Source organism: Mycobacterium sp. NGS19 (assembly GCF_059813155.1).
The window spans coordinates 328,423-348,446 of record NZ_JCALEB010000006.1; the positions used below are offsets into that span (position 1 = coordinate 328,423).

14 protein-coding genes and 3 pseudogenes are annotated in these 20,024 nt (G+C 64.6%); 4 read left to right on the forward strand and 13 right to left on the reverse strand.

What is annotated here, in order from left to right; genetic code table 11:
* Together AC5Y4N_RS18775 and AC5Y4N_RS18780 are read right to left on the reverse strand one after the other, a co-directional pair.
* Window positions 1-507 (reverse strand): annotated as a pseudogene (locus tag AC5Y4N_RS18775) (acyl-CoA dehydrogenase family protein); the annotation flags it as partial.
* Window positions 502-2,247: pseudogene (locus AC5Y4N_RS18780) on the reverse strand (acyl-CoA dehydrogenase family protein); the annotation flags it as partial. The pseudogenes AC5Y4N_RS18780 and AC5Y4N_RS18775, both read right to left, overlap by 6 nt.
* Between AC5Y4N_RS18780 and AC5Y4N_RS18785 the strand changes: the two are divergent.
* A complete protein-coding gene (locus AC5Y4N_RS18785) occupies window positions 2,246-3,154 on the forward strand; it encodes an enoyl-CoA hydratase (RefSeq protein ID WP_499908601.1) in 909 nt (302 codons plus the stop codon). The pseudogene AC5Y4N_RS18780 and the gene AC5Y4N_RS18785 overlap by 2 nt on opposite strands.
* A gap of 13 nt (window positions 3,155-3,167) precedes the next feature.
* On the opposite strand, the gene AC5Y4N_RS18790 is transcribed toward AC5Y4N_RS18785, so the two are convergent.
* From AC5Y4N_RS18790 to AC5Y4N_RS18840, 11 genes are all read right to left on the reverse strand, one after another.
* Window positions 3,168-4,352, reverse strand: a complete 1,185-nt coding sequence (locus AC5Y4N_RS18790) for an acyl-CoA dehydrogenase family protein (RefSeq protein ID WP_499908603.1) — start codon at window positions 4,350-4,352, stop codon at window positions 3,168-3,170.
* 358 nt (window positions 4,353-4,710) lie between these two features.
* The gene (locus AC5Y4N_RS18795) at window positions 4,711-5,133 is read right to left on the reverse strand and encodes a lipoprotein LpqH (protein WP_499908605.1); all 423 of its coding nucleotides are present in this window, start codon (window positions 5,131-5,133) and stop codon (window positions 4,711-4,713) included.
* Window positions 5,134-5,151: 18 nt separating this feature from the next.
* Window positions 5,152-6,681, reverse strand: a complete 1,530-nt coding sequence (locus tag AC5Y4N_RS18800) for an adenylate/guanylate cyclase domain-containing protein (protein WP_499908607.1) — start codon at window positions 6,679-6,681, stop codon at window positions 5,152-5,154.
* 42 nt (window positions 6,682-6,723) lie between these two features.
* Complete coding sequence (locus AC5Y4N_RS18805; protein WP_499908609.1) at window positions 6,724-7,986, reverse strand: cytochrome P450; 1,263 nt, start codon at window positions 7,984-7,986, stop codon at window positions 6,724-6,726.
* Between the two features lie 45 nt (window positions 7,987-8,031).
* A complete protein-coding gene (locus tag AC5Y4N_RS18810) occupies window positions 8,032-9,249 on the reverse strand; it encodes a cytochrome P450 (RefSeq protein WP_499908611.1) in 1,218 nt (405 codons plus the stop codon).
* Between the two features lie 10 nt (window positions 9,250-9,259).
* Entirely contained in the window at window positions 9,260-10,708 is a 1,449-nt protein-coding gene (locus AC5Y4N_RS18815; protein WP_499908720.1) for an aldehyde dehydrogenase family protein, read from the reverse strand.
* 20 nt (window positions 10,709-10,728) lie between these two features.
* On the reverse strand, window positions 10,729-11,619 hold the full coding sequence (locus AC5Y4N_RS18820; RefSeq protein ID WP_499908613.1) for an SDR family oxidoreductase: 891 nt from the start codon (window positions 11,617-11,619) through the stop codon (window positions 10,729-10,731).
* Window positions 11,616-12,740 carry a spirocyclase AveC family protein gene (locus AC5Y4N_RS18825; RefSeq protein WP_499908615.1) on the reverse strand — a complete coding sequence of 375 codons (1,125 nt, stop codon included), beginning with the start codon at window positions 12,738-12,740 and terminating at the stop codon, window positions 11,616-11,618. Before AC5Y4N_RS18825 ends, AC5Y4N_RS18820 begins: the two co-directional genes overlap by 4 nt.
* Before the next feature lie 4 nt (window positions 12,741-12,744).
* A complete protein-coding gene (locus AC5Y4N_RS18830; RefSeq protein ID WP_499908617.1) occupies window positions 12,745-13,857 on the reverse strand; it encodes an ABC transporter substrate-binding protein in 1,113 nt (370 codons plus the stop codon).
* Window positions 13,858-14,046: 189 nt separating this feature from the next.
* Window positions 14,047-14,847: a CbbQ/NirQ/NorQ/GpvN family protein gene (locus AC5Y4N_RS18835; RefSeq protein WP_499908619.1), complete on the reverse strand. Its 801-nt coding sequence runs from the start codon at window positions 14,845-14,847 to the stop codon at window positions 14,047-14,049.
* 16 nt (window positions 14,848-14,863) lie between these two features.
* Window positions 14,864-16,510 carry a nitric oxide reductase activation protein NorD gene (locus tag AC5Y4N_RS18840; RefSeq protein WP_499908722.1) on the reverse strand — a complete coding sequence of 549 codons (1,647 nt, stop codon included), beginning with the start codon at window positions 16,508-16,510 and terminating at the stop codon, window positions 14,864-14,866.
* A gap of 127 nt (window positions 16,511-16,637) precedes the next feature.
* Here AC5Y4N_RS18840 and AC5Y4N_RS18845 point away from each other — a divergent pair.
* The 3 genes and pseudogenes from AC5Y4N_RS18845 (at window position 16,638) to AC5Y4N_RS18855 (ending at window position 20,010) form a co-directional block, all read left to right on the forward strand.
* Window positions 16,638-17,571: pseudogene (locus tag AC5Y4N_RS18845) on the forward strand (SDR family NAD(P)-dependent oxidoreductase).
* 147 nt (window positions 17,572-17,718) lie between these two features.
* Window positions 17,719-18,990: a TetR/AcrR family transcriptional regulator gene (locus AC5Y4N_RS18850; RefSeq protein WP_499908621.1), complete on the forward strand. Its 1,272-nt coding sequence runs from the start codon at window positions 17,719-17,721 to the stop codon at window positions 18,988-18,990.
* Between the two features lie 177 nt (window positions 18,991-19,167).
* A complete protein-coding gene (locus tag AC5Y4N_RS18855) occupies window positions 19,168-20,010 on the forward strand; it encodes an SDR family oxidoreductase (protein WP_499908623.1) in 843 nt (280 codons plus the stop codon).
* Window positions 20,011-20,024: the final 14 nt, after the last annotated feature.

The window sequence follows — 20,024 nt, forward strand, 5'->3', positions numbered from 1 at the left end:
GGGGTCTCGCGGCAGCCCGAGGATGCGTTCGGCGATCGTGTTGCGGGAGATCTCCGACGTGCCGCCCGCGATCGTGATCGCGCGACCACCCAGATACGACCGCAACAGCAGGGGCGCTTGCCCGACGACGGCCGCGGTCCCGGCCAGCTCCATGCCCAGTTCGGTGAGGCGTTGCGACTGCTCGGCCAGCACCAGCTTGGTCACGTTGCCCTCAGGCCCGGGCTCGGCGCCGGCGATGGCGCGGCTGGCCCGGCGCAGATTGAGCAGCCGGAGGGCGTGGAAGTCGGCGATCACCGAACCCGCCTGTCGCACATGGGCCGTCGCGGTGTCCCTCGGCACACTGTCGAGCAGCTTGACCAAGTCGTCGACTGTGAACGCCAGCGTGCCCGACGAGCCTCCGCCGATCGAGATGCGCTCGTTGCCCAGCGTCGCGCGTGCCACCAACCAGCCGCGATTCACGTCGCCTACCACGTCACTGTCCGGCACGAACACCTCGTCGAAGAACACCTCGTTGAAATGCGACTCGCCGGTGATCTCACGTAGCGGCCTCACCTCGACGCCAGGCGCGGTCATGTCGATCGCCATCATGGTGACGCCGGCGTGCTTGGGCGCATCAGGGTCGGTACGCACGGTGGCCAGCCCCCACTGACATTGGCGCGCGAGGCTGGTCCACACCTTCTGGCCGGTTACTTTCCAGCCGCCCTCGACCCGCTTGGCGGACGTGCGCACGGCTGCCGCGTCCGAGCCGGCACCCGGCTCGGAGAACAGCTGGCACCACATCTCCTTGCCCCGCAGTACGGGTTCTACCCAGCGCTCGCGTTGGTCGTCGGTGCCGGCCTGTGCGATCGTCAGCGTCACCCAGCCGGTGATGCCCAGGTCAGGGATGTCGATGCCGCGGAACTCCTCCTCGATCACCAGCTGTTCCACCACGTCGGCACCTCTGCCCCACGGCTTGGGCCAGTGCGGAACCAGATAACCGGAGTCGACGAGTGCGTCGCGCTGCTGGTCAGCCGGCAGTGCGCGGATCTTCGCGGCGGCCTCGCGGGCTTGCTTGCGGTACTCCTCAGCCTCGGGCGGCAAGGTGAACGACGCACCGCGCGCCTGGCCGCTGCGCTGCGCGGCGACGATGTCGAAGAGCGGATCGGCGCCGTCGGCCATCACCGCGGCCAGCGTCCGGGCCCGGCGCAGATACAAGTGCGCATCGTGCTCCCAAGTGAACGCGATGCCGCCGTGCAGCTGAATGTTCTTCTCCGCGTTGAAGACTTGTGCACGGATTGCCTGAGCGGCGGCCACCGCCGCGGCGAACGACAGGCTGTCGAGGTCGTCGCCGCGGGCGGCATCCCATGCGGCGGCCGTCGCCACCTCGGCGTTCACCAGCATGTCGGCCAGATGATGCTTGACGGCCTGGAAGGTGCCGATGGTTCGGCCGAACTGCTCGCGCACTTTCGCGTAATCGCGTGCCATCTCCAGCGCGGCCCAACTGACGCCGACGGCCTCGGCGGACGCCAAAAGCCGCAGCACCGTGCGCGCCCGCTGCGCCGCGCCGCGAATGATGCGGCCATCAGCCAGCGCGACGCCGTGTAATGCGACGGTGCCGATGGACCGCGTGGTGTCGAGCCCGTCGAGCGCGGTGACGGTGACACCGTCGGCGTCGGCGTCGACCACGACCACGTCGTCGCCCGCGGCGAGGACCAGCACGGCCGCGTCGGGGGCGCCGAGAACGGCCGGGCTCTCGCCACTCGCTGTCGTGTCCGAATCCAGCGTGACGTTGCCTGCCAACCCCAGCGCGGCCACCGTCTGGCCGCTGGCTAGGCCTGAAAGCAGTTGTGCGCGAAGGGAGTCCGGGCCGCACCGGTCGATGACCAGCGCTGCCGCGGCCGTGGGCAGGAACGGGCCGGGACTCAGCTCGCGGCCCTGGGCCTCGAGCACGATCGCCAGCTCCGCGAGCCCGAACCCCGATCCGCCGTATTCTTCGGGCAGCGCCAAGCCGAGCCAGCCGAGCCGGCCCGCCGCCTCCCAGATCTCGGCTGACTGCGCCGGGGCACCGTCAAGTGTCGCCCGGGCCGCCGCGCGACTGCCTGCCCTGTTCAGCTGTCCGTGGACGGAATCGGCCAGGTCGCGATGCTCATCGGTGATTGCCAGCGCTGAAGTAGTCACAGCTAGACGGTAGCGCCGCGGCGCTCGGTCGGGTGAACGGGATGCTCCTTTTTCGAGTACGTGATTCTCGCCCGCATAGGATGCGGGCATGGCAGAGGACTACCGCTTCATCACCTATGAGTTGCTCGACGACGGGCGCATCGCCCGCATCATGCTGAACCGACCGGACGCCCGCAACGCGCAGAACCGCGGAATGCTCGTCGAGTTGCACGAGGCGTTTCTGCGCGCCGAAGCCGACGACGAGGTGCGGGTCGTCATCCTCGGCGGGCACGGCCCGATGTTCTCGTCCGGTCACGACCTCGGATCGAAGGTGCTGCAGTCGGAATACACCCCCGGACCCGATCAGCATCCCAGCTACCGGGTGAACGGGGGCACCCGTAAGGCCGCCGAGATGCTGATGCTGCAGGAGTGGCACCACTTCTTCGACAACACGCGTCGTTGGCGCAACCTGCGCAAGATCACGATCGCGCAGGTGCACGGCGAAGTCTATGCCGCCGCACTGATGTTGATGTGGGCCTGCGACCTCATCGTCGCGGCGGAGGGCACCAGGTTCGCCGATGTCGTCGGGACCCGGTTGGGCATGTGCGGCGTCGAATACTTCGCGCATCCATGGGAATTCGGGCCGCGAAAGACCAAAGAACTGATGCTGACCGGCGATTCCCTGACCGTCGAGGATGCCTACCAGATGGGCATGGTGTCGAAGATCTTCCCGGCGAGCGAATTAGCCGACAAGACAGTGGAATTCGCACGGCGGATCGCCCAGGTGCCCACAATGGCGGCGCTGCTGATGAAGGAGGCGGTCAACCAGACCGTCGACAACATGGGCTTCTACAACGCTCTCAACGCCTGCTTCACGCTGCACGAGCTCAACCACGCGCACTGGGCGTGGGCCCATGAGAACAGGTTCCCGGTCGGCTTGGAGGAGGACGGACTGAACTGGCGGACCGCTCCTCCGGTACAGCCCGCGGTCAAGGACCAGGTCGGTCCGGAAGCCTAGCGCCGCAACGGCTTCAGCGCTTGGGTGCAGCGTAGGCCGGGCGGCCGAGACCGAGCGCATGCTCGGCGATCATGTTGCGGAAGACCTCCAGCGTGCCGCCGTAGATTCCGGTTGGCAACGCCAGTCGGAAAAGGTATTCCACTTCTCCGTCGTCAGGCGAGCCGTCGGCGTCGCGGGGCAAGCACGATGCGGTACCGAGGATGTCCATCAGATCCGGGCTGATGTCGCGCATGGTCTGTGCGATCGCGACGCGGCCGAACATCTCCGGTGTGCTCAACGCGGCTTCCATCCGCGCGACACTGCGGCCCAGCCGGTACGCGACGGACTGGTCGTCGAGCAGGCGGTGCCCGCCGGCATCTGGTTGCCCGGCGATCGTTGCGACGCGGTCGACGGCCTCGGCCATCAAGCAGCCGTGCTCCGACATGGCCGCGATCTTCTGTAATCCCGCATCGTCCGCGTCGACGATTCCGTGTTCGACGTTGAGTGCGGCCCGCAGCACGGTCCAGCCGCCGTTCACCTCGCCTACCCGATACTTGTCGTCGACGCGCACGTCGCTGTAGTAGGTGATGTTGGTGCGGTCGCCGTCGACGGTGCGGATGGGCTGGATCTCGATGCCTGGAGTGTCCGTCGGAACCAGAAACATCGTGAGGTTCTTGTGTTTGGGCGCCTCGGGATCAGAGTTGGTGAGCAGGAAGACGTACTGGCTGTTCTGCGCGTTGGACGTGAACATCTTCGACCCGTTGATCACCCAGCCGTCGCCGTCGCGCACCGAGCGGGTTTTGCAGGTCGCGACGTCGGAGCCGCCGTCGGGTTCCGTGAAGCCCAGGCATAAGCGGACCTCGCCGGAAAGCACCCCGGACAGGATCTCCTCCGTGATCTGCGGCGAGGCGAACGGCTCGATCGTCCGCGCGATCATCGCGGTGGTGCCGGTGTGCCACCACGGCATCCGCGCCCGGCACCGCTCGAGTTCCCAAATGCGCCGACGCACGGCGCTGAATCCGCCGTCGGAGGCCGGTTTGACCTCGCCTGCCAGGAATCCGGCCGCACCCGCGGCCACATGAACGGTTTCGTCGAAGTTCTCGCCGGTCTCGCGGTCGCGTCGGCGTACCTCGTCGGTCACATGTTTATCCAGGAAAGCTCGAACGTCGTCGAGGAAAGCCTGGTCGTCGTCGGACAACTCGACCCGGGAAAAATCCACTCGCTGCTCCGTTCCGCCGCCCGCGCCCCGCTGGCTCGAGCGTGACGTTTTTCGCAACTAATGTAAAGCAGCCAGCGGTGCATGCCGGCAGCGGAGGCGCCTTTTCAGCCCGCTGTGGCGGCCGGTGCGGAATCCGACCACTCCGCGCGCCGGAACCGGCCGACATCCAGGGTGGCTGGTGGCAGCTGGTCTTGCGCTACAGCGGGGCTGCAATAGGCGCACAGGCCGGGACCGAACTTCGGGTAGCCGCAACCGGGGCAGCTGTCGATTGCCGTCATCTCGCCCACTCACTCCTGCCTGTCAGATCTTGGACGGACTACCCCGCTTGATGCGCATTCAACCGCGTGAGCCGCGACGATCAGCACCGAACGACAATCTTGAATGGTGCGTTCACCGGCTTGGTGCTGCCGGTCCTGACGCCCGACGCTGTTCCGGTGATCGTGAAGGTCCGATTCATGTAGCTGGCGTCGGCGGTGGTGTTGCCGCCTTTCCAATACGTCCCGGTGAAACCGCCGAAGTCTTTGATGTCGACGTTCTGGACGGCCGCCCGGTCGCCCTCGATGTCGACGATCGCGCTCGCCGTGGCCGCTACCTGGCGGATGTCGATGAACCACGACGACTCGAACTGGTTGCATCTGACGTCGTCGGTTCTTCCTTGGTCGCGGCCGTCGATCGACACGGAGGCGTTCGTCTGGCTGCGTATCTCATGTTGTGCACAACCGGTGGTACCAGCGACCAGGAACGCCAAGATCGCAACAGCAGTGCGTCTTCCCTTCGCCACCTCGATCCCCCTCGCCGTTCAGGTGCGCGGCCGCACCTCATTGTGGGACACCGGGGCGAAGATGTGGGTCGGTTCGGCGCGTCCGCGCAGCACGACATTTCCCCGCGAGACCCAGTGGTGGCGCTCGTCGTCGTCGGCACCGTCGAGTGCGCGTGCCGAGCACAGGATGCGCTGATCCGATGTCTTGGCGAGATCGGCGAGCCGAGCGGCCTCGTTGACCGGGTCGCCGATCACGGTGTACTCGTAGCGGTTCTCGGCACCGATGTTGCCAGCGAAGACTTGGCCCGCCGACACGCCGATACCGAAATCCAATGGCAGATCATGTAATTCAGCCCTGAGTTCACGCGCGGTAGCCAGGGCTGCCGAGGCCGGCAGGTCCGTCTTCAGCGGTGCCCCGAACACGGCAAGTGCTGCGTCGCCTTCGAACTTGTTGATCAGCCCCTGGCGCTTGTCGACCGCGTCGACGACGATCCGGAAGAACTCGTTGAGCACGTGGGCCACCTCTTGTGGCGGGTGAGTGGCCGCCAGCCGCGTGGACCCGACGAGGTCGATGAACAGGATCGCCGCTTCCCGGACGTCTCCCGATAGGGACACGCCTTCATCCATCGCACGGCGCGCCACATTGCTCCCGACGTGCCGGCCGAACAGGTCGCGCAGCCGTTCACGTTCAGCGAGGCCGGTCACCATTCGGTTGAATCCCCTTTGCAGCTGGCCGATTTCGGAGCGCTCGTAGACCCCGACGAAGGTGTCGAGCCGGCCACGTTCGACCTCGGCCATCGCATCGACCACTTCGCGCAGCGGGTCTGAGATCGACCGCGACGTCAGAATCATCACGGGCAGGCCGATGAGCACCGCCGCAGTGGTCACCACCACCACCGGTATCTCGATGGCCGCGTTCTTCGAAATCACCCAGCCGTTGGCCCTGATCATGATGATTGCGACGATCACGCCGGACGGAAGTGCGCTGCACAACGCCCACATGCTGATCAGCCGCGCCAGTACGCCCGGTGCCGTCACACCGCCTTCGGATCCTTGGGTCGCGGCGATGAGGATCGGCTGAATGGCAGGCCGGGTGAGCAACAGACCCGTCGCTACCGCCGCGGCCGCCCCGAACAACACCCCCAAGACTGTGGGCACCATGACGGCGGCGCCGCCGTCGAGATTGACCACGAAGAAGATGGTTCCGCTGACCCCCCACGTCGCCGCGAGAATCGCCGACTGGCGGCTGATCAGCCGCACCGCCGTCCGGCGTTGTGCGGAATCGGGCGTCTGGCCCGGCACGAACCAACGCAGTGCCGGCGCGATGTTCGCCACGCCGGCCAGGCACACCACCGCGGTTCCGACAGCGACGCTCACCGCCATGGTGACCAAGTTCTTCTCGGTCCACGAGGCGACAGGTGCGCTGACGTTCAAGCCTCGCAGCGGTACCAGGATCAGGAAGGCCAACGTCGTGGAAATCAGGTACGTCAGCGCGAGACGGCCTGCGTATTGCGCCGCCAGCACCGTGCCGGTGCGGCCGAGTCCGCGGTCCCGCCTCAAACGCACCATGCAACGAAAAGGTAGTCGGAGGCGACGAGCAGTTTGGCTACTTCACAGCACAGGCGTGAACTCCAGGTGCAGTGCGGTCATACCGCGCAGAATGAAAGTCGGCTCGTATTCGTAGCGGCGGGCTCCAGCCGGACCATGCGCTGCCTCGTCGATCGTGATGTCGGCCATTCGGTCGAGGATGCGGTTCAGCGAGATGCGGCCTTCGGCACGGGCGAGCGGTGCACCTGGGCACGAGTGGCTGCCGCGACCGAACGCCACGTGCTCACGTACGTTCGGCCGGTCGATCCGAAACTCATGGGGCTCTTCGAATTTCGACGGATCACGGTTGCACGCGCCGGGCAACAGCATCATCGTGGTGCCTGCGGCGACCGGTACGTCACCGACCGTCGTGGAATGACGCGCCAGCCGGAAGTGGCTCTTGACGGGGCTTTCCAGCCGCAGCGTCTCCTCGAGGAACGTAGGAATCAGGCTTCTGTCTGTGCGGAGCAGGTCTTGGAGATCGCGCCGCTCGCCGAGTATCCGTAGTGCCGCGCTCAGCAGTTTCGTCGTGGTTTCCTGGCCGGCGGAGAAGACGAACGTGGCCAGGTGAACGACATCGATCACCTCGGGTGTCGATCCGTCGGGGTATTTGGCCAGCGCCAGAGCGGTCAGCACGTCGTCACGCGGTTCGCGCCGACGGTCGACCACCAGCTTGGTGAAGGTGTCGTCGAGCCACACCAGCGGGTTGTGCGCCGGCGAATCATCATCGAGCGCACCGACGATCTCGCCCATCATGGCTTCCCGGAATTCCTCGTGGTCCTTCTCCGGGACACCGAGCAGGTCGGCGATGACCAGGGTGGAGAACGGCCTGGCGTAGTCCTCGAGGAACTCGCATGATCCGCGATCGACGAATGTGTCGAGCTGCTGATCGGCCAGCCGCCACATGAAGTCTTCGTTCTCCTTGAGCCGCTTGGGGGTCAGCAGTCGGCTCAGCAGTGCCCGAGTGCGGGTGTGTTCCGGCGGGTCTTGAGTGACGATGTGCTCGCTCATCGGGATCTTGTCGCGATACTTGGCGATCAATTCGCCGATGTCGTCGCTGTCGGATTCGAACGAGACTCCGGCGAACGGACCGGCGACCGATACGCAGGCCGAGAACGCATCCTCCCTATACACCGTGCACGCTTCCTTGTGACCGGTGACAGCCATGACGCCGTAACGGGATTCGCGCGACACGGGGCATTTGGACCGCAGGTAGTCGAAGTACGGATACGGGTTGGGTACCAACGATTGGTCCGAGAAAAAGTCGACCGAGTCGAAATCGCTCACTTAAACTCCTTCCGCGCGGCCACGACCCGACCGTCGACCCGCAGTTCAGCCATGCGGGACGTCGAAGAGGATCGGCACAGACGTCGGCGATCGAAACGCTTGGCCACGGATATGCGGATCGTCGGCCGCAGGGTCGAGCCGCAGGTTCGGCAGGCGGTCGAGCAGCAGGTTCAACGCCACGCGCATCTCCAGGCGGGCGAGATGCATGCCGAGACAAACGTGGACGCCGTGCCCCCATCCGATGTTCGGCTTGGGTTCGCGGAAGATGTCGAAGCGGTCGGGATCCGGGAATCGCTCCTCCTGCCGATTCGCCGCGCCCAGCACGGGCATCACCGAGCAGCCGGCCGGGATCTTCACACCACCGAGTTCAGTATCGCGACTCGCCACCCGCGTGATCATGATCAGTGGCGGCTCCCACCGCACGCCCTCCTCAATCGCCTGCGGCAACAAGGAGCGGTCGTTGCGCACCGCGTCGAGCTGGTCGGGATTGGACAACAAACCGAACAGCAGGTTTCCCAGTGCGCGATAAGTGGTTTCGACCCCGGCGGGAAGCAGCAACCGCAGGAACGAGAAGATCTCGTCGTCAGAGAGACGCTCGCCGTCGATCTCCGCTGCGGCCAACCGACTGATGAGGTCTTCGCGGGGCTTCTCGCGGCGGGCGGCCAGGATTGGCCTGAAATACTCGGCCAGCGCCTGCGAGGCTTGACGTCCACGCTCGGCGTTGACGGTGAACGCCAGCAACGAGATCGACCAGCGCTGAAACTGCGGATAGTCCTCCTGGGGAAGACCGAGTAGCGCCGCGATGATTCGCGTCGGATAGGGAAAGTTGAACTCCTTCACCAGGTCTGCGCTGCCCCGGCCGACGAATCGGTCGATCAACTCGTTAGCGACCTTGGCGATCAATTCGTCTTCCCAGTGCGCCAATGCCTTCTGCGAGAACGCCTTTGCGACGAGCGCACGGTGCCGACCGTGCTCCGGTTCGTCCATTCCGAGCATGACGTGCTTGCCGAACACGTCGCCGAAGGCTTGGATGATGATCGACGACGAGAACGTCTCGTTGTCGCGCAACATCTGCTGGGCGTCTTCGTAGCGATACACCATGAAGATCGGCTTGCCTTCTTGGCCTGGCATTCCCGGGATCTCGATGCGCTGCACCGGTTCTTCGCGACGCAACCGCGCGAGCTCGGTGTACGGGTCACGAACCGCGCCCGACACGAAGTCGTCGAATGATCCAAAATCCTCGAGATCGTCGAAAAGCTGCATGGTGACTCCCTTAGCTGGCCGGGTAGGCGACCGTCTTGATTTCGGTGTACTGGTCGAACCCGGCGACGCCGTTCTGGCGGCCGACGCCGCTTTCCTTGTAGCCGCCGAATGGTGAGTCGGCGCCATAGGCCGCCGTGCCGTTCAAGCCGATGAAGCCCGCGCGGATCCGCCGTGCGACCGCGATCGAGTGCTCGACCGAGCCGGACATGACGTTGCCGGCCAACCCGTACATGCTGTCGTTGGCGATGCGGACCGCATCGTCCTCGTCGTCGAACGGGATCACACAGAGCACCGGCCCGAAGATCTCCTCCTGGGCGATGGTCATCTTGTTGTCGACGTCGGTGAAAAGCGTTGGTCTGACGAAGAATCCCTTGTCGAAGCCGGTGGGCGCATCGGGTCCGCCCACCAGGCACGTCGCGCCTTCCTCGATGCCCTTCTGGATGTAGCCGAGCACGCGCTGGCGCTGCTTGTCCGAGATGACCGGCCCGCACAACGTGCCGGGGTCCTGCGGATCGCCGGGCATCACGCCCTCGTACATCGCCTTGAGCATCGCCACCCCCTCGTCGTAGCGGGAGCGAGGCAGGAGCAGTCGGGTCGGATTGGCGCAGCCCTGGCCGGCGTGCATGCACGGAGCGATGCCGATTGCGCACCCCATGCCGAGGTCGGCATCTTCCAGCACGATGGTCGCCGACTTGCCGCCGAGCTCCAAGAACAGCCGCTTCATGGTGGCGGCGCCCTTTTCCATGATGCGCTTCCCGACGACCGTGGAGCCGGTAAACGAAATCAGGTCGACCTTGCGCGAGAGTGTCAGCTCCTCCCCCACGAAGTGATCCGAGGCGGTGACGACGTTGACGACTCCTGCTGGGATGTCGGTGGATTCGGCGATCAGCCGGCCGATTCGTGTCGCGTTGAACGGCGTATTCGGTGCCGGTTTGAGCACCACCGTGTTGCCGGTGGCCAGCGCCTGAGCCAGCTTGTGAATAGTGACTTCGAACGGGAAGTTCCACGGCACGATCGCGCCGACCACGCCCACGGGCTCCCGCCACACCTTGCGCCGGGTGTTTTGCCCGGTGAGGGCCACGAACCTGTCACCGAGGTCGGTCTCCCAGTGGTATTCGTCGATCAGCTGGGCGGGATATTTGAGGGCGTCTTCCAGCGGAGCGTCGAGCTGAGGACCGAACGTGATCGCGCGTGGGCATCCGACCTCTTGGATCAGCTCCTCGCGCAGCTCTTCTTTTTCCTTCTCCAGCGCGTCGTGCAGTTGCAGCAGGCAGCGCTTACGCAGTTCGCGGTTCGTCGACCAGTCGGTCTCGTCGAAAGCGCGCCGTGCGGCATCGATGGCGCGATGCATGTCGGCTTTCGACGCGTCGGCCACTTCTCCGATGACTTCTTCGGTGGCCGGGTTGATGTTGGGGAACGCGCCCGCTTGTCCGTCGACGAGCTTGCCGTCGATCATCATCCGCGATTCGAAGCGCACCGTCATCTCAGCTCACTTTCGTCGGTTCTCAATCCGCCGGTTCTCGGAAGACCCATCATCAGCCGAATCATGTGGTGCATCGCCGCCGGAGGCAGTAACCGATTGGCAGCCAACAACATTCGGGCATCCGGTCCCACCGGCCGCCGGACGAATGGTGCGGTGGCGCCCAGGGCCTTCTCCAGTCCGGCGGCGAAACGCTCGGGCGAGCGTGCGGTGATCTTCATCGCGAATCGGCCGCGGCGGTCCATGGTGGCGTGATGACGCGCGTACGGTCCGTCGAAGTCGCGGCAATCCGAGGTGCCGGCATCGGTGATGATGTCGGTGTCGTAGGTGCCGGTCACCAGAACGGTCACGCCGAGGCCGAATGGTGCTATCTCAGCAGCCAGGGACTCTCCCCACCGCTCGAGTGCACCTTTCGCCGCCGAATACGGCGCGATTGCCGGCATTCCGCGGACACCGCCCTGGCTGGAAACCAGCACGATTCGGCCCCGGCCTGCTCTGCGCATGGCAGGCAGCAGGGCGGTTGTCAACGCCACCGGACCGAAGATCGTGGTCTGAAACATCTTCTCCCACAGGCCGATTGGGGTTTCCTCGACCATCCCGGCGGCAGAGATCCCGGCATTGTGGACAAGCGCATGCGGGGCACCGACCGCCTCTTCGATCATTTTGGCCGCTGCGGTCACTGACGTGGGGTCGGTCAGGTCGAGCGGTACGCAGATCAACCGTGGATCGTCAGAGGCGGCACCCGTGGCGTCCCGAAGCCGCTGCCAGCCGGCCTCGGCCGAGCGCATCGCCGCCACCACTTGCCATCCGCTCCTGTACAGGCGGGTTGCCGACGCGAGCCCGAGTCCTCGTGAGGCACCGGTGATGACGACGCTGCGCGGTTGGGTCATGGTGTGGGCGCACACCTATTGCTCTTGGCGCCCAGCTCCACGTCCGGCCGCCCGTTGGGCTGCGCGCTCATCCAGGTGGACCAGATGCCCACCGAATAGGGGCCCGGTTGACCGTTCTCCTCGTAAAAGCCTTGAGGGTCATAGACTTTGGCTTCCGGATACGGCCATGGGCAGGCAACGGACGTCGCGGTGCGGGTCCACTTGATGATTGCGAAACCGGTTCCATACGCGAAGTAGGCGATGTTGACGATCACGAACATGACCACGAACATCCCGAGCGTCGGGCGATTCGGGAATATGCGGGCCCGCCGGGCAAGCTTCTCCGCCACGGTACGGCCGGTGTCGTCGCGGTACAGCAGCACGCCGGCCGGGATCATCACGAACGTCACCATCACGGTTTCCCAGATGAACGGGAATTGGTATGTCTCTCCGGCGAAAACGGAGCCGAACGGAATGACTTGCGAGTAGATGTAGAAGCCGGTCCGTACCAGCGTGATCTCGAGCATGGCGTCGATCAGGATGCCGATCGGCAAGATGATCAATGCCAGGCTGATCAGCGGATGGCGCCACACGAACGAGTCGACGGGCCGGCGCGCCTGGATCTTGCGCAGAATCCAGATCGCGGGGAAGTACGGACCCAGATAGAACATGATGTAGCCGATCACCAGGAACGGTTCCACCGTCGGCGACAAAGACACCAGCGGCCAATCTTCGGGCCAGTGCCACAGTTCCGGGTTGTACACCGCGTACGGTGACCAGTTCATGATCGGGTCTTGCCAGACGATCAACGTGGTCACGATGCCCATCAGCAGCACCGGGTGAGCTCCGTGTCGGCGCCACGCCACCACGTACACGATCACGATGATCGACATCGAGACGATCGTGAAGATCTGGAAGAGATCCAGCCAATGGTGGAAGCCGAACAGCGGTTCCACCGGGCGCGGCGCGCCCGCTACCTCCGGGTTGCGAATCCGCGGTGATACCGCGCCTTTTCGTGCGTTGACGGCAATGAGCGCGAGCAGGATCAGGGCAACGGCGATCCACACGGCGCCGATCCATGATGTCTTCTTCGATTCGGCCGGCGGAGTTTCGGGCGGTGGTGTGGCTTGGGTCGTCGTCATCTGCTTATTCCTCACCGAATCGGTCGACCAGATGTGAGTTCACGCCGTCGGCGTCGAGCTTGCGTGCGACGAGGTAGCCCGCTCCCATCCATGCCCTGCGGATCCAATTTCCGAACGTGACTCGGGTTCCCGGCGCACCGGATGCGGCCGGCATCATCTTCACCCTTTCGAGGGCTTCCTTCACGCCGCGCGGGCTCAACGGATGTGCGTCACTGAGCGCTCGAAGCAGCGTCATCGCGACGTCACGGTTCACCACCGTCACACACCACTCGGGGCGCCGGCCGTATGCCTCGTTGTAGTCGTCGAGGAACTTCTGCCCTACTTGGTTGCCTTCGTCGTACTGGTCGACGCCGACCCACCCCATGAACGCATTCCACATGATCGGGTTCAGCCAGGCGTTCTGGAAGGCGGTGCCGCAGAACCGCGGCGGATCCCAGTCGAGCGCTTCGAGTGCAGGGTTGACGAAGACGATGCCGAACCCGAAGCCGCAGTGCACGATCGCGGGCGCCTTGGCTTCGTAGAGCGCGCGGACCGCATCGGTGACGTCTTGACCTGTCTGCGCAATCGACGCTTCGGCGACGATGCGAATGCCTTTGTGCTTACAGGCTTTCCGGAAGTAGCCCAGATAAGTCTCGCCGACCAAGGATCGCTCGTAGAGCACGCCGACTTCCCTGTGGCCGCCTTTGGCCAGGAGGTCTGTCCAGAAAATCGGTTCGTCAGTCATCGATCCTTGCGGGAACGAGAAGAACCACTCGCCCAGCGCCTCGTCGGACCCCGTGACGCTGATGCACGGCACTTTGAAACGTTCGTTGATTGCTTCGACCGTGGGGACGCAGTTGTCGGTGATGTGCGGACCGAAGACGGCCAGGCAGCCCTCGTCGCACAGTTCGCCGTAGGCGTCGATCACGGCCTTGACCGAACCCTTCGGCAGTCCCTCGACCTCCCGGTAGATGATCTCGATCGGCCGGTCGATCAGTCCTTGCTCGACGCCCTGCTTGAACACCAGATCGAACGGTTGAGTCAGGTCTTGGAAGTAGGTCTCTGGAAAGCCTTCTGGCAGTTTGAAGTCCATGAGATACCCGATCTTGACCGGCAAGGCCGTGCTCTCGTAGGACATGGAACCTCCGTGTATGCGACGCACGAGCGCCGATCGGCGATGCAAACCTAATATTTGTTCAGACCCTAGCGGCAGCGATCGGCACCGTCAATCGTCGGCACGCGTCGGATGCGTCGCCCAGAGCGACGTTTTGCAGGTTCCCACTCGAACGTTCCCTGTAGAACGTTGCTTTCGCGGGCGCCACGGTCATCACGCCGGCTCGTCGGAAAGGTATGCGTCGATCATCTCCACTAGTCCGCGGGTCACCAGCGAGTCGTCCGTCAACGGGCCGATGATCGCCGCCCGGGCGGCTTCTCGAGGGCTCACCCCTTCGGCAATGAGCCGACCCGCCGCGATCAAGACTCTGGTAGAGGCCACTTCCCGCAGTCCGGCAGTGTCGAGCCGACGAATTGCATGCCCGAATCGCACGAGTTGTGCCGCCTTTTCGTGGTCGACGCCGGCCTCACACGCGACGATCTTCTCCTCGATGTCCGATGCCGGGAATCCCAATTCGATGGCGACCATCCGTTGCCGGGTCGAGTCCTTGAGATCCTTCAGAACACTCTGATAGCCAGGGTTGTACGACACCACCAAGCAGAATTCCGGCGCAGCGTCCAGCGTGACGCCCAGGCGCTCGATCGGCAGCTGGCGGCGATGGTCGGCCAGGGGATGAAGCACCACCGTGGTGTCCTGCCGTGCCTCGACCACCTCGTCGAGATAGCAGATCGCACCTTCTCTGACGGCTCGCGTCAACGGGCCGTCCACCCAATCGGTCTCACCGCCGCGCAACAGAAACCTGCCGACCAGATCGGCCGTGGTGAGATCGTCGTGGCAGGCAACGGTGATCAGCGGACGCCCGAGGTCGTGCGCCATGGCCTCGACGAAACGCGTCTTACCGCATCCCGTCGGCCCTTTCAGAAGAATCGACAGTCCTTGCCGATAGGCCGCCTTGAAGACAGGCTCCTCGTTGCCTACCGGCACGTAGTAGGGGCGAACGGCATTGTCAGGCATCATTTCCCTTCTGCTGCTAGGAGACTCGTCGTCGGACGTCGGCGGATTGCAATGCCATCCGGAACAGCGGCCCGACCATTCGGTTGAGCTGGTCGAGCCGATGGATGGTCGCGTGGGCGGCGCTGCCGAAAACCCGCTTGAGTTCCTCTGCGTCTGTGCCGGCTCCGATGGTCAAGCAGACACAACCCGTGCCGTTGTGGCGGGCTTCGGCAAGGGCGCGGCGCGCATCAGCCGCGCCGTATGTGCGCTCGTAGCCATGGTCGTATGCCAGCCCGTCCGACAGCACGACCAGTAACCGCCGCGCTGTGCCGCCCTGTTGCTCGAGCACGGCCGTGCCATGCCGGATCGCCGCGCCGAGCCGTGAGTACGCCCCGGGTGTCAAGGCACGCAGGCGCCGCATCATCAGCGTGTCGACATCGTCATCGAAGCGTTTGACCGGCATGACTTGGACGGCGGAGCGGCCCTGCGAGTGAAAGGCATACAGCGCCACGCGGTCTCCGAGGTCGTGGAGTGCGACGGTCAGCGCGGCGGCCGCGGATCGTTGTTGTTCGTCGACGGTCTGACCGACGGCGCCGGGCTCGGCGACCGAACCGGAGATGTCGAGCAGAATCATCACGGAAAGCTCACGCCGAAGCCGAAGGCTGTCGAGGTAGACCGCTTCGTCGGGTGCCGACCCGGCCATTACCTCGACGCGTGCTTCCACCGCCGCGTCGATGTCGATGTCGTCACCCTGGGACTGCCGGTGACAGTGATCCAGGCCCATGCCCAGGCGCGCGAGCGGCCGGCGTAATCCGTACGCCTCCGCTGATCCCAGCGACGTGTCGTCGGCCTTCGGGTGGGGTTCGACCTCCTCGACCGTGCACCACCTCGGGCGGTAACGCCGTCGATGTACGTCCCATTCGTGATACTTCGTGCCTTCGTGATCGTCGTTCCCGTCGTCGGCGACATCTGTTTGACCGGTCGAGAGCACCGCGGTGACGCTGCCGAGCGTGCCGGAGCGGGTGCGGTGAGTCGGCGCATCGGCGCCGGGTGAACCGCCCTCGCCGAGTTGGCGGACCACGCCGAGCATCTTCTGCAGCAGCCGGCCGATCGCGCCGCCACCGCCGACCGGACTCGAGAAGAGGTCGATGGTGTCTTTGCCGTGGCGGTCGTCGGCCTCTTCGTCGAGTTCGGGTAGCGGATTCTCGCGCTGGCGGTGCGGGGAATACTCGCCGCCTGGCTGCAGATTCTCAGTATGTCCCTTGCTGGCCAACAGCTTTCGTGTCTGGATCGCGCCGAAGATCTCGGGCGGGTCGGCGATCGGTTCTCGGCTTTGCGCCACGGCGAGCGACCCCGCAGGTGAATCGCTGCGGGCCGCTGCGTCCCGAGCAACCAGCGAGCGGGCAAAAGGGGGCAAGAGATCGTCGTTGGCCGCCAGCGCCCGATGGCCTTCCACGGCCAGATACCGTCGTGCCAGACCTGGCCGCCGCTTGAACCTTCGGACGATGTCCGGTTCGAGGCTGCCCGCCGCGAGCAACGAGGCCTGCACGGCGAGCGCATTGCGCTGATCGCGCGGCGCAATTCCCGGGTCGATGAACACTGTGGTGCCGTCCGTCCACGACAGTTCGCCGTGCTCGGCGGAGGCAACCTGCAGCGGACGGCCGGACAGCGCGGACGCCAGCATGTTCAACCGCGCGTAGCCGTCGTCGCCGGCGTCGTTGCTCGTCAAGACATTCCTCGCATTGACCAAATATCTGTTCCACCGTAGGGTCCGATGACGGCACAGTCAATCGCAGTGATTCGAGGGACACATGATCGACTTCACCGGACAGGTTGCGATCGTCACCGGCGCGGGACGCGGCCTCGGGCGACTGTATGCCCTCGAGTTCGCGCGGCGCGGGGCTTGCGTTGTAGTCAACGACCTCGGTGCAACCATGCACGGCGAAGGGTCAGACCCCAGTGTCGCCGAGCAGGTCGTCGACGAGATCGCACGTGCGGGTGGCGTCGCGGTTGCATCGCACGATTCGGTGGACGGCCCCGCCGGCGCAGAAGCGATCGTCGACACCGCCGTAGACCGCTTCGGGCGGTTAGACGCAGTGGTGAGCAACGCAGGGATTTTCAACTGCGTTGCATTCGAGGATCTTTCGCACAATGACTGGTGGCGCATGTTGGGCGTTCATCTCGACGGCGCGTTCTACCTGAGCCAGCCTGCGTACCGGGTGATGAAGTCGCAGGGCTACGGCCGCTTCGTCTTCATTTCGTCGTCGGCCGGAATGTTCGGTCAGCACTTGGAGGCTCACCACGCCGCCGCCAAGGCAGGTCTCGTGGGGCTGGCCAACGTCATCGCCCTCGATGGCGCACCACACGGGATTCTCGCCAACACGGTGCTACCGTTCGGCTTCTCCAGAATGGTGACGGAAACGCTCGGCGATCCGAAAGCCCTTGAGGAGTCGGGATTCCTGAAGGCAATCAATCCCGAGCTCGTCACGCCGATCGTCGTCTATCTCGCTAGTCGAGCCTGTGAATGCAGTCATCGTAATTATTCTGCTTTCGGCGGCCGCTTTTTTTGCCCGCGTATTCGTCGGCCTCGCCGAGGGATGGCTCAGCGAACCCGGCAGCGATCCGACAGCTGACGACATCGAAGCACATCTGGCGGAAGTTTCGGCGACGGAGCCGTTCACGGTCCCCGAGTCGATCTACGAAGAGGTGTTCGCGGTGTCCGAGCGGCTGGGCATCGCCACGTAGCCCGGGACACCGCCGCGAACGTGCGGCGTATCTATCGCAGTCCACAGCCCTGGTCGTGCCCGCGCCGAAAGGGCCATCCACCTGGTAATCTGTACCAAACTCTTGGTTCCTCGCGGGAATGGAGCCAACGAAGTCCCGGGAGGTGTTGTGGCGCTTGAACATCCGTCTGGCGCTGACGACGCCCAGGGTAGCCGGCGCACCGAGGTGCTCGAAACGGCGGCGTCGCTGATCGCGTCCTCCGGTCTGCGCACCTCCCTCCAGGAAATCGCTGACGCCGCGGGAATCCTGCCCGGCAGTTTGTACCACCACTTCGAATCCAAGGAAGCCATCCTCGTCGAGCTCATTCGGCGGTACCACGCCGACTTGGATCGCATCGGCAGACAAGCCCTCGACAAACTGGACGAACCGGACTCGCGCTCCGCGTCGGAAAAGATCGTGGAATTGGGCTCGGCGATCGCACGTTGCGCGGTCAAGCACCGGGCAGCGCTGCAGATGTCGTTTTATGAGGCTCCCAGCTCCAACCAGGAGCTCGTCAAACTGCTTGACGAGCCACCCACTGCTGTGCAGCAGGCGATGCTGCAGACGCTGCGAGCCGGCAGGTGGAGCGGCTACATCCGACCCGAGATGGACCTTCCCACGCTTGCCGATCGCATTTGTCAGAGCACCATGCACGCCGGCCTCGACGTCATTCGCCACAACTTCTCACCCGACCGGGTTGCTACCGTTCTGTGCCGAATTATGTTGCAGGGTCTGGCAGCTCGCCCGCCCAGCGATGCCGAACTGGACCGCTCCAACGCCTTCACCGCTGCCGAGGAGGCCATCAAGACCTGGATCGAGGAGACGGCTGCCGAGGCTGACGACAAAGGCGCCCACGTGCGTGCGGTGGCGCGCGCCGAGTTCGGCCGCAAGGGTTACGAGGTGACGACGATCCGCGACATCGCTTCGGCGGCGGGACTGGGCACCGGCACGGTCTATCGGTTGATCGGCTCCAAAGACCAGCTTCTGGCCAGCATCATGTTGTCGTTCGGCACCAAAGTCGGCGGCGGATTTGCGGCTGTGCTGGGTTCGGATTCGTCTCCGATCGAGAAACTCGACGCGCTGAGCTGGGTCTTCATCAACGCGCTGGACCAATTTCCCGACGAGTGGAAGATCCAACTGGCGTGGATGCGCCAGTCGCCGCCCGACACTCCTAATCCGGGGCTGTTGTTCACCGAGCGGATGCGTCAACTGAAATCGCTTCTGTCACAAGGGATCAAGTCCAAGGAGATACGTGTCGACTGCCCATCCATAGAGCTGCTGTCGCGTTGCGTGATGGACGTCTTGTGGATGCCCGAGAACATCGTGCGTGGTCTGGGAACGCGGGCGGCGCTCATCCTGGCGCGCGACACCGTCGTGCGCGGGGTTGCCGAGCGCAGTTAGGACAGTTTGACGGGCAGCCGGGCCCACCCTCGGACGCTTGCGGTGTGCGCTTTCGCCGCGTTGCCGGCTGGAACCTGCCACACTGAATCCTCGGGTCGACCACATCTGGAACCAAAGATATGTTCCTCGTATGGTAACGATGTTCCCCTGCAGCGGCGGGCTCTTGGAGAGGATGACATGACTGGAATCGAGCAATTCCGCTACGACAACAAGCGGGCACTCGTGGTGGGTGGTGCCACCGGTATGGGAGCCGCGGCCGCCAAGCAGGCCAAGGAGCTCGGCGCAGAAGTGGTCGTGATGGATTACGCCCCGATCAGCTATCCGGTCGACAAAGCGATTTCCGTCGACCTCCGCGACCCGGCATCGATCGACGCCGCGCTCAGGGAAGTAGGTGGCCCGGTGCATGCGGTCTTCTCTGCCGCCGGTGTGGCCGACGGACCGGACCTCATGCGCATCAACTTCATCGGCCATCGCCACCTGATCGACCAGCTCTTCGCCAATGACCAACTCCCCCGCGGCTCGGCCATCTGTTTCATCTCGTCGCTGGCGGGGCTGGGCTGGGAGAACGACCTTCCGCGCATCCAGGAGTTCTTGGCGACACCCGATTACGAGGCGGCGCAGCAGTGGGTGGCCGCGCACGAATCCGAAGGTTTCCTGCACTACGGCTTTTCCAAGCAGGTGATCAACGCGTACGTGGCGATTCAGTCCTACCCGTTCATCAAGCGGGGCGTTCGGATCAACGCGATCTGCCCGGGTCCCACCGATACTCCGCTGGCGCAGGCCAACGCAGATCTGTGGCTTTCGTTCGCTCAGGATTACCGTGACGCCACCGGATGCAAGGTGCACACCCCCGACGAGATGGCCAGCGCGATGATCTTCCTCAACAGCGACGCGGCCAGGGCCGTCAGCGGCATCAATCTTCTCGTGGACAACGGGCACGCGATGGCGTCGATCACCGGCTCCTACGCCCCCGGCAAGCCGATCCTCGACTTGATCATGGGCAAGGTCTCGCTCGGCTGACCGCGGCGGGCTAA

Bases quoted from the DNA above. Each gene is read 5' to 3' on its own strand.
- AC5Y4N_RS18800 (WP_499908607.1), bottom strand. From the start codon at position 6,681: ATGGTGCGTTTGAGGCGGGACCGCGGACTCGGCCGCACCGGCACGGTG.
- AC5Y4N_RS18830 (WP_499908617.1), bottom strand. From the start codon at position 13,857: ATGTCCTACGAGAGCACGGCCTTGCCGGTCAAGATCGGGTATCTCATG.
- AC5Y4N_RS18785 (WP_499908601.1), top strand. From the start codon at position 2,246: ATGGCAGAGGACTACCGCTTCATCACCTATGAGTTGCTCGACGACGGG.
- AC5Y4N_RS18840 (WP_499908722.1), bottom strand. From the start codon at position 16,510: ATGCTGGCGTCCGCGCTGTCCGGCCGTCCGCTGCAGGTTGCCTCCGCC.
- AC5Y4N_RS18855 (WP_499908623.1), top strand. From the start codon at position 19,168: ATGACTGGAATCGAGCAATTCCGCTACGACAACAAGCGGGCACTCGTG.
- AC5Y4N_RS18825 (WP_499908615.1), bottom strand. From the start codon at position 12,740: ATGACGACGACCCAAGCCACACCACCGCCCGAAACTCCGCCGGCCGAA.
- AC5Y4N_RS18810 (WP_499908611.1), bottom strand. From the start codon at position 9,249: ATGCAGCTTTTCGACGATCTCGAGGATTTTGGATCATTCGACGACTTC.
- AC5Y4N_RS18835 (WP_499908619.1), bottom strand. From the start codon at position 14,847: ATGCCTGACAATGCCGTTCGCCCCTACTACGTGCCGGTAGGCAACGAG.
- AC5Y4N_RS18815 (WP_499908720.1), bottom strand. From the start codon at position 10,708: ATGATGATCGACGGCAAGCTCGTCGACGGACAAGCGGGCGCGTTCCCC.
- AC5Y4N_RS18820 (WP_499908613.1), bottom strand. From the start codon at position 11,619: ATGACCCAACCGCGCAGCGTCGTCATCACCGGTGCCTCACGAGGACTC.